The organism is Staphylococcus sp. KUGN1, assembly GCF_045984185.1.
Lineage (GTDB): Bacteria > Bacillota > Bacilli > Staphylococcales > Staphylococcaceae > Staphylococcus > Staphylococcus warneri_A.
The window spans coordinates 1-12,291 of record NZ_JBJQIL010000004.1; the positions used below are offsets into that span (position 1 = coordinate 1).

The 12,291-nt window shown below is 33.6% G+C and carries 12 protein-coding genes; 5 read left to right on the forward strand and 7 right to left on the reverse strand.

Annotated features, from left to right (window positions below; genetic code table 11):
* The 4 genes from ACJQQZ_RS09680 to ACJQQZ_RS09695 form a co-directional block, all read right to left on the reverse strand.
* Window positions 1-197, reverse strand: a 197-nt coding sequence (locus ACJQQZ_RS09680) for a thiamine pyrophosphate-binding protein (RefSeq protein ID WP_269667927.1), incomplete at its 3' end; no start/stop codon positions are given.
* Window positions 198-307: 110 nt separating this feature from the next.
* Window positions 308-1,264 carry an L-lactate dehydrogenase gene (locus ACJQQZ_RS09685; protein ID WP_049423292.1) on the reverse strand — a complete coding sequence of 319 codons (957 nt, stop codon included), beginning with the start codon at window positions 1,262-1,264 and terminating at the stop codon, window positions 308-310.
* Window positions 1,265-1,619: 355 nt separating this feature from the next.
* The gene (gene cidR, locus ACJQQZ_RS09690; RefSeq protein ID WP_002450462.1) at window positions 1,620-2,501 is read right to left on the reverse strand and encodes a cidABC operon transcriptional activator CidR; all 882 of its coding nucleotides are present in this window, start codon (window positions 2,499-2,501) and stop codon (window positions 1,620-1,622) included.
* 31 nt (window positions 2,502-2,532) lie between these two features.
* On the reverse strand, window positions 2,533-3,219 hold the full coding sequence (locus ACJQQZ_RS09695) for a YoaK family protein (protein WP_002450461.1): 687 nt from the start codon (window positions 3,217-3,219) through the stop codon (window positions 2,533-2,535).
* 447 nt (window positions 3,220-3,666) lie between these two features.
* On the opposite strand from ACJQQZ_RS09695, the gene ACJQQZ_RS09700 reads away from it, so the two are divergent.
* Window positions 3,667-5,121: an APC family permease gene (locus ACJQQZ_RS09700; RefSeq protein WP_124228138.1), complete on the forward strand. Its 1,455-nt coding sequence runs from the start codon at window positions 3,667-3,669 to the stop codon at window positions 5,119-5,121.
* A gap of 76 nt (window positions 5,122-5,197) precedes the next feature.
* Here ACJQQZ_RS09700 and ACJQQZ_RS09705 read toward each other — a convergent pair whose 3' ends face one another.
* Window positions 5,198-6,535, reverse strand: coding sequence for an aspartate aminotransferase family protein (locus ACJQQZ_RS09705; RefSeq protein WP_049423295.1), 1,338 nt, complete (start codon window positions 6,533-6,535; stop codon window positions 5,198-5,200).
* Window positions 6,536-6,773: 238 nt separating this feature from the next.
* Here ACJQQZ_RS09705 and ACJQQZ_RS09710 point away from each other — a divergent pair, with 238 nt between their 5' ends.
* The gene (locus ACJQQZ_RS09710; RefSeq protein ID WP_242244656.1) at window positions 6,774-7,202 is read left to right on the forward strand and encodes a hypothetical protein; all 429 of its coding nucleotides are present in this window, start codon (window positions 6,774-6,776) and stop codon (window positions 7,200-7,202) included.
* A gap of 237 nt (window positions 7,203-7,439) precedes the next feature.
* On the opposite strand, the gene ACJQQZ_RS09715 is transcribed toward ACJQQZ_RS09710, so the two are convergent.
* Window positions 7,440-8,348 (reverse strand): hypothetical protein, encoded by a 909-nt coding sequence (locus ACJQQZ_RS09715; protein ID WP_124228135.1) that lies wholly within the window; start codon window positions 8,346-8,348, stop codon window positions 7,440-7,442.
* Window positions 8,349-8,654: 306 nt separating this feature from the next.
* Here ACJQQZ_RS09715 and ACJQQZ_RS09720 point away from each other — a divergent pair, with 306 nt between their 5' ends.
* The 3 genes from ACJQQZ_RS09720 (at window position 8,655) to ACJQQZ_RS09730 (ending at window position 11,027) form a co-directional block, all read left to right on the forward strand.
* A complete protein-coding gene (locus tag ACJQQZ_RS09720) occupies window positions 8,655-9,212 on the forward strand; it encodes a cell surface protein (RefSeq protein ID WP_145506321.1) in 558 nt (185 codons plus the stop codon).
* Window positions 9,213-9,233: 21 nt separating this feature from the next.
* Window positions 9,234-9,401, forward strand: coding sequence for a hypothetical protein (locus tag ACJQQZ_RS09725; protein ID WP_158256386.1), 168 nt, complete (start codon window positions 9,234-9,236; stop codon window positions 9,399-9,401).
* Between the two features lie 264 nt (window positions 9,402-9,665).
* Window positions 9,666-11,027, forward strand: coding sequence for an FAD-dependent oxidoreductase (locus ACJQQZ_RS09730; RefSeq protein WP_145506324.1), 1,362 nt, complete (start codon window positions 9,666-9,668; stop codon window positions 11,025-11,027).
* A 59-nt stretch (window positions 11,028-11,086) separates the two neighbouring features.
* On the opposite strand, the gene ACJQQZ_RS09735 is transcribed toward ACJQQZ_RS09730, so the two are convergent.
* The gene (locus ACJQQZ_RS09735; protein WP_408023126.1) at window positions 11,087-12,145 is read right to left on the reverse strand and encodes a putative glycoside hydrolase; all 1,059 of its coding nucleotides are present in this window, start codon (window positions 12,143-12,145) and stop codon (window positions 11,087-11,089) included.
* Window positions 12,146-12,291 lie beyond the last annotated feature (146 nt).

Here is a 12,291-nt window from a genome sequence, read left to right on the forward strand (position 1 = left end):
GTTAGTCGTCCTATACCTTGGGCCATCATTGCTGCGTTTTGCTCGTGACGCGTAACAATAAGTTCAGGTCCATCGTCTTCAAGTGCGTTAAATAAATAGTCAATTTTTGCACCTGGAATACCAAATACGTATTCTACTCCATTATTTTTTAATGTGTCTATGACCATATCAGCTGCAGTATATTTTTTGTCTGCCATTATATTCATTTCCTTCCAATGCTCACATTTTATTTTATCTTTACGATAACATCAGTGTGAAATCAATTCCCCGTTGCTCATTTATACATTAAAGATGGATCATTCATGTTTTATTGTTCTAAAAGATGTTTCACTGAATCATATGAAGCTTCTAATGCCTCAACAGATTGTTTAAACAATTCTTTTTCGTGATCGCTTAATGGTGTTTCATAAATTTTACTTGCACCATTTTCGTTAATTAATGTTGGTACACCAATGTATACATCTTTAAATCCATACTCTCCATTTAATTGTGAAGAAACTGTTAAAATAGTGTTTTCGTTGTTTAATAAGGCTTTTGAAATTCTTAATAAGGCTAAAGCAATACCGTAGTATGTTGAACCTTTAGCTTGAATAATTTCATATGCAGCGTCTCTAGTTTTTTCATAAATTTCTTGTGCTTTAGCTTCACTACCAGTTTGTTCTTTAAGCGTATCGAATACTGAAATACCAGCAATATTCGCTTTAGACCATACCGCTAATTCAGAGTCACCGTGTTCACCTATAATAGCAGCATGAACGCTTGCAGGCGCTACATTTAACTCGTTACTGATTAAATATCTAAGTCTTGCAGAGTCTAATACTGTACCTGAACCGATAACACGTTCCGCTGGTAAGCCAGTTAATTCTTTGACATAGCGTGTTAGAATATCCACAGGATTTGCCGCAATTAAGAAGTAACCATCAAAGCCACTATCCATAATGCTTGTCACAATGCTGTGCATAATTTTTGTGTTTTTCTCTACTAATTGTAAACGTGTTTCACCTGGTTTTTGTGGTGCTCCAGCAGTAATAACAACTAAATCAGCATCTTTACAATCGCTATATTCTCCAGCTTTAACAATAACTGGTGAATCACTGTGAAGTGCCCCGTGGTTTAAGTCTTGAACGTCCGCATTCACTTTGTCTTTAGCAATATCAATAATTACAAATTCATCTGCAATACCTTGTGTGACCATTGCAAAAGCATAACTAGAGCCTACTGAGCCATCCCCAACTAAAACAACTTTTTTACCAAATTTTTTCATAATGAAAAACTCCTTCACTTTGAAGAGATAAAGATTAAAGTTTACCTTTTTATCTCATTCATTTATAATAAATTACAATTAAATCCGACTTCATTTTAAATATACTTTATTAAATTTTATGTGTAAACATTCAAGGGGGTGAATGATGTTAACGTCACCATTTGTTGGTTTTATGTGCCTTACATCATTCATTATAGTCCCTCTTGAAGTATTAATAAAATACATATTTTCGATTAATAACATTCCTAAAAGGAATACATTATATATAGAAAAAAGTAATAAAAAATACTTTGATGTACAATGACTGACACCAAAGTATTTTTCAATTCACGTATTTATTTGTATTAAAGAATTACTACTTCTCTCTTAAGTCCCTTATAAATTGTATCCATTCGCGTGTCACAAAATTAAGATATGCATCTCTCCTCCAGATTAAACCTAAATGCCATGATAACTCTGCATTTTCGAGTTTCAATGCTTTCACATTATCTCCCATTAAATGTACTAAACTTTCTGGTACGACACTAATACCAATACCTTGACTAATCATATTCGCTATAAAACTAATTTGGGAGATATTAGCTACAGTTTTCGGATAAAAGCCTAATCGTTTACAGTTCTCGATAATTTGATCTTTTAAGTAATAATCATCATGAAATAGCACAAACTCTTCTTCTTTAAGTTCGGCTAAATCCACTTTTTCTTGTTGTGCCAATGCATGGTCTTTACTCACAACGAGTAGTAACTCTTCATTATATAATGGAACCGAATGAAATAAAGTTGCATCAACAGGTAAAGTCGTAATACCTATATCCACTTCATCTGTTTCTGTGAGGTTTTCTACTATTTTACCTCCACCTTCCATTACTTCATAGGTAACTTTCGGATATAGTTGGTGAAATTGATTTAAACTATCTGTAAATAATTGAACATTCATCATCGGTGATAGCGCTATTCTAATATGGCCTTTTTGAACATTCATCACATCATTCATTTCTAATGATAGTTTCTCAAACAATGCTAAAAACTCTAAGCTATTGTCGTAAAATGTCTGACCGATGTCTGTCAGTTTAATTTGCTTTTGTGAACGATCAAATAATGTAATATCATATTCATTTTCTATACTTTTGATTGCTTTACTAATTGTTGACTGTGCAATATATAAATGTTCAGATGCTTGCGTCATACCACCGCGTCGAACAGTTTCAACAAAATATTTTATCTGTTTTATTTCCATAGCACTAACCTCTTAATTTGATTTTTGAAAGTTATTCCACTGTATGCTCTCTTCTATAAATTAATATACTATAAAAGATAAATATTAATACTAGAATCATTGCTGCAACTAATATGGCATAGGTGCCTATATATTTTTGAACTTCTGCTGAAATAATAGCTCCAATAATAAAACTTAATACTATTCTAATGTAAAGTTTAGCCTTTCTCAATTGGGCGGTATCACCATTTAATATATATTCACTCAACGCTATCACACCATTTTTAAGGTTCCCAGTTGAAAAGGTATTATTATAACCTTCACCTTCTATTTTACTAAATGAAGTTGTTAGCATTGCCATACCGAATGCTAATGGTGGTAAAATATACAAATTAGGTATACTCATTGGCAAAAATCCTACAACGAGGCAACTTAATGTAATAGGTATTAATGAGACTAATCTCCAATACCGTGTTGCCAATTGATGATGAATTAAAGATACAAACATTACGCCAATCATAAAGGAGACAACCGAAGCAACCTTCAACATACCGCCTCTTAAATCTCTATGTGACAACTCTGAAGCAAGAAAAATAATGTTTCCTGTTTGACCTGCTGCTAGTGTACCTCCACGACTTAAAAAGGTGTAAGCATCAATATATCCACCAACAAAGGTTAAGAGTATAGCCATTTCTTTACTCTGATATATATTTCTTCTCATAAATTTTTCTAAAGCCATCGTTATCGCCTCAACGTTTTTATAATAGTAATATGACACATATCGTTCATTGATAAGTTTCATATACCTTTATTCTATAGAATATGTTGTAAAAAGCTAAAATATCGTTCACATTTATAAAAAAATACTTCTTATCCCGTTATTTTCTGTTATAATCAAGTTTATCCTTTTAAATTTGAGCGTGAAACAGAAATAACTAATCACTTTATTTCATTGTGTCACCTCGGCAAGGATAGCTCTAATTGTAATACATTAATATACAATTTAGATAGCTACTGCCATTTTGTAGACATATAACATAATGCGAATTGATGTCACGTATAATAGAAGTGAACAAGAAAGTTTTGATTTTTCAGAATTTTTAGACAAAATATGTGTTTTTTATGCTATGATATAAATTATTAAAATGACAGTTAAATATAACTCATTGATATACGGAGGTTTATTATGTCTAGTTTTTTTAAACGATTAACACAAAAAGAAGATCCATCCATCTATCAAAGCAAAGATGGTCATTTAAAAAGAACATTACGTGTTCGTGATTTTCTTGCATTAGGTGTAGGTACTATTGTTTCTACGTCTATATTTACTTTACCTGGTGTTGTAGCAGCTGAGCATGCTGGACCAGCGGTTGCATTATCATTCTTACTTGCAGCCATTGTAGCAGGATTAGTTGCCTTTACATATGCTGAAATGGCTTCTACTATGCCATTTGCAGGTTCTGCTTATTCTTGGATTAACGTACTATTTGGTGAATTTTTTGGTTGGGTTGCCGGTTGGGCGCTCCTAGCCGAATACTTCATTGCTGTCGCCTTTGTGGCTTCTGGCTTTTCTGCTAACTTACGAGGTTTAGTCAAACCCTTAGGTATTGAATTACCAAAAGCATTATCCAATCCATTTGGTAGTGATGGTGGCGTGATTGATATTGTTGCAGCCATAGTTATTATCTTAACTGCTTTACTATTATCACGTGGTATGAGTGAAGCTGCACGTATGGAAAATATTTTAGTTATTTTAAAGGTGTTAGCAATTATCTTATTCGTCATTGTAGGACTAACTGCTATCAACTTTAGCAACTATGTACCATTTATTCCAGAACACAAGGTTACTGATGCAGGTGATTTTGGTGGCTGGCAAGGTATTTATGCTGGTGTATCTATGATTTTCTTAGCATATATTGGATTTGACTCTATCGCTGCCAACTCTGCTGAAGCGATTAACCCTCAAAAAACAATGCCAAGAGGAATTTTAGGATCATTATTAGTCGCTATTATACTATTTGTTGCAGTTGCTTTAATATTAGTAGGTATGTTCCATTACAGTCAATATGCGGACAACGCTGAACCAGTAGGTTGGGCATTACGTGAAAGTGGTCACGGTATTGTTGCCGCAGTTGTGCAAGCTATCTCAGTCATTGGTATGTTTACTGCTTTAATTGGTATGATACTTGCTGGATCAAGACTATTATACTCATTTGGTCGTGACGGTTTATTACCTTCTTGGCTAGGTAAATTAAATAACAAACATTTACCAAATAGAGCATTAGTTATTTTAACAGTAATTGGAGTCTTAATCGGATCAATGTTCCCATTTGCTTTCTTAGCTCAATTAATTTCAGCAGGAACATTAGTTGCATTTATGTTTGTTTCATTAGCAATGTATCAACTTAGAAAGCGTGAAGGTAAAGACTTACCAATACCATCTTTCAAATTGCCTTTATACCCAGTATTACCCGCAATCACTTTCATACTAGTTCTATTAGTATTCTGGGGGTTAAGTTTTGAAGCAAAATTATATACACTGATTTGGTTTATTATAGGTATATTTATCTATTTACTTTATGGCATGAGACATTCTAAAAAAGATCGTGATGATGCCTACAAATCTCCTAAAAAATCTTAATCAAAACATTAAAAGAGCGATTCCACAATGATTATCATGTGTGGAATCGCTCTTTTATTTATAGCCTAAACTCCTTTTACCAACCTTGACCTTCTATTTCATATTGGTCTAAATCTCCTCGATTTAACGCTTGTATCGCTTTCTCAAGTGTCGATAATGCATAATCTAACTGGTCGTATGAGATAACTAGTGGCGGTTGAAATCTTAACACATTCCCTGCTACTGCTATGATAACTACACCTTTATCAAAACAATAATTACAAATTTTTAATGCCGCTTCAGGGTCACGCGTCTTTTGAATTGGATCAGATACTATATCGATACCAATTGATAATCCTTTACCACGGACATCTCCAATACATTCATAATCAGTAATCCATCTATCCATTGTTTGACGTACATAGTCACCTTTTTCTAGACTTGCTTCAAGTAACTGTTCTTCCTCAATCATCTCAAGTGTAGCTAAGGCCGCTTCACAACTAACTGGATTCGCACCAGTAGTAAATAGATGTGCCGGTGCTTCTAACGTCTCCATGATTTCTTTACGACCAACTATGGCTGACATAGGCAATCCTCCGGCAAGTGACTTACCAAACGTAATTAAATCTGGTGTAAAGTTGAAGTGCTCTACTGAACTCCATTTCCCAGTACGTCCTAATCCTTGTTGAATATCATCAACCGCAATTAGAATGCCATGTTCTCTACAAATACTTTGTAAAGCTTCAAAGTAGCCTGGCACAGGTTCTAATAGACCACCATCCCCTTGTATCGTTTCTAATACAATACATGCTACTTCGTCAGCCGGAACATATTTATTAAACATTTCTTTAAGTGGCGCTAAATATTCATCTACAGTATTCGGAGTAGGTTGTTCAAATAAACCTCTATAATTGTCAGGAAAAGGTATGTGATAAAAGCCATTCAAAAGCGGACCATATTTCTTTCTCATATTCAAGCTAATTGCCGACATAGAAAGCGAACCAAATGTTGAACCATGATACGCATTTGTAAAACTGATGATATAAGGTCGTCCTGTATATGCACGAGCAAACTTGATAATACCATCATTGGCATCTGAACCACTCAAACCATATGTCACTCTTTTTTCATAATCCCCGGGTGATATATCGCATAACTTTTTAGACAAACGAATTAGCGGCTCATGGTACATATACGCTGGCGTATAGTGGACAAACTTATCAACTTGCTTTTTAATCGCTTCGGTGACTTTTTTAGGCGCATGGCCCACGTTTTGTGAACTTGCACTGGCTAATAAGTCGATGTACTCTTTTCCATCAACATCTACTAGCGTTGCACCGTACCCATGATCGATGGCTAAAGGATAATATTTGATTCTGCCAGATTTAGCAAAATATTGCTCATCTTCTTTTATTAAGTCTTGTGCTTTACTCATGATCAAATCATCCTTCCTTAATTAAACTTCACTTCATTACTGACGATTAAAAAGATGATTCAAATGCTTCAGTTATAAAATGATTTCGATTTGATGATAGTACTCAATATACTAATAATTTTCAGATTTGTAAATATTTTCCGAAAATTCTAACTAAATAAAATAGATATCTTTTTTGTATGTATATGTTATCCGTATTAGGGAATAAAATATACATCAAACGTGGACTAGGAGGGGTATTATTCTAAGACTGACTTACCACTTTTTAAGTGCCGTTGCTTCATCCTTTGTATTATTACTCAGTACTATGATTTTAGATGTTCTCATACAGCATACTCATCTAACACAGCTATTATTAAATATAGATTTTTTAGTTAACCCTAAACTTGTACCAACATGGATGGAAGTCATCATACATCTGTCTATAGGTTTGATGATTTATCTCATCTTCATGGTACTTTACAATATATCAAAACTACTCTATCACTTAGCCTATCTACCTTTACTAGTGATATTTATTGGTATGTATCCTTTCCTCATTGCCATCGCTCAAAGATCATTCTTTGTATTTAATGCGACGGAATGGATTTGGTGGCTCATTGCACATATGATCTTTGTAGTATTCATGTATTTCTGTAACTTTGCTATTTCAAAATTACATTTATAAAACAATGGAGTGGGACAGAAATAATAAAGAACCACTAATCATTGATTATGTAGTGGTTCTTACGCATTAGCCACAGCTAATGTGTACTTTAAATATAGAAATACATGAGTGAAACTCATGCATAAGAGATACTAATTTCTAAAGAAAAAGAATGACTTTACAGTCAACTACGGCCTAAATATCAATGTAACTTGAGGTATATATTTATGTCCTAGCCTATCGCTAATTGAATGATGATTATTCTTCGTCACCATTTTCATCGTATTTCGTTACATTTCCATCTTCATCAATAATATAAGAACCTGCTAAGTTACCGTCTTTATCTGTGAATGAGAATCCCCATTCTCCATCGCTATTTTTCTCAGGTTCTTTATACGTATATGTTGATGTATCCAATTGATGACCTTCATAGTCTTCAACTTTATCAATAACATTATCACGAGTCACTGTTGTATCACTAGAATCTGAAGACGTGTCATCATCTGAATCGTCAGATGAATCGCTTGATACATCATCATCAGTCGCGGCTACGGTATCTGATTCATTAAAGTAACCTTTAACTTTATCAATTTCATCTTGACTCGCATCATATAACTTAATCGTATTAGCATTATCTAAAATACGTTTTGTTTCAGATTTTGTATAATCATCTTCCATCCAACGACGGTCTTGGAAATGAGATGGCGTACCATAAGTCGTTATTGTGCCATCCCCATTATTTTTATATATAACGTGCCCAGCAGCAGTTGGTGTACCATTTATAATTTGAACGCCATCTGGATATTTTTCTGATGCCTCTTTATTGTATGGGTTAATTGCTTCACCACTAACATCAGTATGAGACATATTTGATATATGGTTCTCTACTTCACCGCTTCCACGGTAGTCTTTAAATACAGTAAGCCAAACTTTAGCATAATAATCTTGCGTATTGGTATTTTCTTGTTGTGTTTTTGAACTTTTTGAAGATGATTGACTTGAACTTTGATTCGATTGTGATGATTGATCACCTTTATTATCACTGCTTTGATGACTCTTACTTGTTGAATCATCAGAGACTTTAGAACTTCCTTTGTCATTATTCCCAAACCCACAACCTGCTAATACTATAGATGCTGTTAGTATTGTCCCAGCTAATTTTTTCATTAAAGAATCCCCTTTATTTATTTTTTGTATATACATTACATTATAAATTTATTATAAACTACCTTATTTCAAAAACATATATCTAATTACACATTAATTGTAAATAAATAAATTGTGGACCTTCTAAACTATTTGGTTTGTTTATAACTTTTGATACCCATTTCTAAATCATTTATTAATTTCTTTAAATTAGCTTTAAGTTTGAGTATTGATTCTTTTAAAAAGGCTTATTCAGAAAAAAATGGTGGTACACTATTAATGTAAACGAAATTAAATCATTCTCTAATTGGAAATGGGGTTTTCATTGTGAAGAAACGCTCTATAATAGCAACAACTGTTTTAGCTAGCACTGTTTTATTTTCAGTATCTTTCGCAAGTGAGGCAAAAGCTGAAGAAGTCACTGCAGACAATGCCATCAATGTTGCACAACAAGCTATGAAAAATAGCAGCGGTAATCCCGACTTACAAAATTTCAACGACGTCAAAGATAAAGGTTCCTATTTTATCATTAATATTAATAATAAATCTGGTGCCGGTGTTGGTGCGTATAAAGTATATAAAAATGGAGAAGTTCAATATAAAAGTGGTAATTTCGGAGATTTTAGTTCTTTGAATTCATCAGATAACTATACAGGCCAAGGTATCAGCGCCAAAAACTATGAAGAAAATCACGAAAGCCAACAAGAAAATGCCTCAGTAGATAGCACTAAAGAGTTAAATGCGTATTATGTTGGTAAAGTGAAATCTAACGAATTACCAGAGTCAGGTAAGGATGACACAATACCTACCGATGCATTAGCAGTGCTATCTCTAGTAGCAGGCACAGCTTTCATTAGCCAAAGACCATTAAGAAAAATTTCATAATTCATATATTTAAAAAAGAGGTTGAGATATAAAGCTTTGTACTTTGGGAAACCGATTAACGGCGTTCCAAAAGTAGGATTATCGGCAGAAGGGACCCAACATAGAGAAATTGGTATTCCAATTTCTGCAAATAATGCAAGTTGGGCAAATGTTCACGATTCGACAAAATTTGGAAAACAATTCAAATGAACAAACTCAACTATTGAGTTTGTAAGAACTACTAACCTATGAATAAGGAAGTAGTTCTTTATCATTGTTCGGTTCTGCTCAAATCCTAAACGCTTTTGTCACGACCTCTTTTTATGTTTTCAAAACTGTTAATCATGACAAATTTTTGAACATTGCTCAAAACAGTCCTTTCTCTGAATAAAAAATAAATATAGTGGTAAATATAATTTGTGAACGAAAATAAATTGTTTTCATATGTATAAAATTCTAATAGGAGGTAATAAAATGAAATACATCATTGTTGGTACATCTCATGCTGGATATGAGGTCATCCAAACATTACTTAAAGAAGACAAAGGTGCCGATATACATGTATATGAAAGTGGTGACAAACCTTCTTTCCTATCTTGTGGTATACAAAGTTACTTAGAAGATGTATCACCATCTCTCGATTCATTACACTATGCGAATGAACAATCATATAAAGATCAAGGCGTTAATATTCATGTTAATAGCACCGTTACTGATATAGATACTGAACAAAAAGTCATAACAGTTAATCAAAATGGTAATACTGAACAAGTAAATTACGACAAACTCTTCTTAAGTCCAGGAGGCAAACCAGTCACTCCTCCAGTTGAAGGTATTGATCAATATAACCATGTTTTATTCATGCGTGGCAGAGATTGGGCTGATCAAGTAAAATCACGTATGTCAAACGCCAAAAAAGCAGTTGTCGTGGGTGGTGGCTATATCGGTATTGAAGCCGCAGAAGCCTTCGCTAAAGCCGGTATTCAAACGAAAGTGATTGATGTAGCGGATCGTATTTTAAGTACGTATTTAGATCAAGAATTTACTGATATTCTTGAGGATAATGCTAAAGAACATGGATTAGAATTTATTGGTGACGAAACCGTTCAATCCTTAAATGGTGATGAACAAGGTAATGTAACTAAAGTTATCACAGACAAAAATGAGTATGAAGCAGATACAGTACTATTTGCCGTAGGTGTCCAACCAGCAACAGATTGGTTAGAAGGTAAAATAGATTTAGGTAAAAAAGGTGTCATTACTATTAATCATCATCAACAAACATCTGCTAAAGATGTCTATGCTGGTGGCGATGCAACACTTGTCCCATTTGCACCAGTTGAAGAAGATCGCTATATTGCTTTAGCAACCAATTCACGTCGACAAGGTGTCACAGCAGCTAAAAATATGTTAGGCCATGATAAGACAATGCCACGTGTTTCTGGTACCTCTGGATTACAATTGTTTGATTATAAATTTGGTCAAACAGGCATTCATGGTACTGAACAAGATAATTATGATGGAAACTTAGGACAAAAATATGTCAAAGAACTTATTCGTCCAAAATTCATGCAAGATGAAATCCCTGTACACATGAAAATAATTTATGATGAAGATAGTCATAAAATTTTAGGCGCACAGCTAATGTCTAAAGAGAATATCACTGAATCAATCAACACAATGTCCATTGCGATTTCAGCTGGTTATACTTTAGAACAACTTGCAGTACAAGACTTCTTCTTCCAACCTTACTACGACAGACCTTGGAATTACTTAAACGTACTTGCTCAACAAGCATTAAATGACACATTCGGTAGTGACCAAATGTTATTTTAATTGATATTGAAAGAAACACCTCTAGTGCATTGCATGCATTAGAGGTGTTTTTTGATTAACTATTCATCTTTTTTATCTTTTTGGTAATCTTTATCTTGATTCTTTCCTTTTTCAGGATTGAAGTTGGCACCTTCTGTATAGTCATTGCCAGCATTCCATAATAAGAATTCGTTAACGCCATTATCTTTTAACGCTTGTACTTGATCAGATAATGCTTTTGCATCATATTCTTTATACTTTCCTTCTCCAAGATATGAAGCGGTAAAGTCTTGAATCCATGGACGAGAAATTGGTTTTTGTTTACCTAATGAATCTAAAATACTATTTTCTTTTTGGATATATCGATTAATCGTTTTATATGGTTCAGTATCTGGTGCTTCTAATCCAAAATCTCCTGGACTCCAATGTGATGGATAAATCATAGAAGAAATTGCATCCACGTTTTTAGAAATTTTAGGGAAACTTTGACCGATTCCTGGTGCATTTTTCACTAATGCAGAATATCCAAAGACATCCGCTGATATTTTCACATTGTATGGTTTTAATTCTTTACGTGCATATTCTAAATAACTTGTAACAGCATCTACACGCTGATCACCTTTACTTAATTTACTATTTCTATAATCGCCTTTATCATAATCCAATTGATCAGCTTCATTTTCAAATCCTTCTGGGAATCTAACATAGTCATATTGAATGTCTTGGAAACCAGCTTTAGCTGCTTCTTTAGAAATACTTACATTATATTTCCAAACATCTTTCACAAATGGGTTTACAAAACTATCCCCTTTACCATTCTGCCATACAGAACCATCTTTCTCTTTATATGACCATTCTGGATGTTCTTTAGCTAGTTTAGTATCTTTAAATGTAACGATTCTTGCGACAGGATAAATGTCATTATCTTTTAACTTTTTCAATAATGGTTTAGCATCTGCAATATCCATAGAATTTTTGTCGATCAATTTATTTCCAGTATTAAATTTCATAGTGACATTACCTTCGTCATCTTTGACATCGATAACCATTGCATTTAATTTGGCATCTTTCACATATTTGATTAATTGATCAATTTTATCACCTTGTGTTGAATTACTTGTAACGTAGATACCTTTCACACCATCTTTAGGATAAGCGACTTTATTTCTTTGATTAGCCGTTTGTTCTGCTTTATTATCTTTTGATTCATCTTTCTCATGCCAGAACTACACCCCGTAATTATTAATGCACTTGCTGCTAATGTAATCCAGATTTTCTTTTGCTT

Coding starts and splice junctions, on each gene's coding strand:
- ACJQQZ_RS09685 (WP_049423292.1), bottom strand. CDS start 1,264: ATGAAAAAATTTGGTAAAAAAGTTGTTTTAGTTGGGGATGGCTCAGTA.
- cidR (WP_002450462.1), bottom strand. CDS start 2,501: ATGGAAATAAAACAGATAAAATATTTTGTTGAAACTGTTCGACGCGGT.
- ACJQQZ_RS09695 (WP_002450461.1), bottom strand. CDS start 3,219: ATGGCTTTAGAAAAATTTATGAGAAGAAATATATATCAGAGTAAAGAA.
- ACJQQZ_RS09700 (WP_124228138.1), top strand. CDS start 3,667: ATGTCTAGTTTTTTTAAACGATTAACACAAAAAGAAGATCCATCCATC.
- ACJQQZ_RS09705 (WP_049423295.1), bottom strand. CDS start 6,535: ATGAGTAAAGCACAAGACTTAATAAAAGAAGATGAGCAATATTTTGCT.
- ACJQQZ_RS09715 (WP_124228135.1), bottom strand. CDS start 8,348: ATGAAAAAATTAGCTGGGACAATACTAACAGCATCTATAGTATTAGCA.
- ACJQQZ_RS09730 (WP_145506324.1), top strand. CDS start 9,666: ATGAAATACATCATTGTTGGTACATCTCATGCTGGATATGAGGTCATC.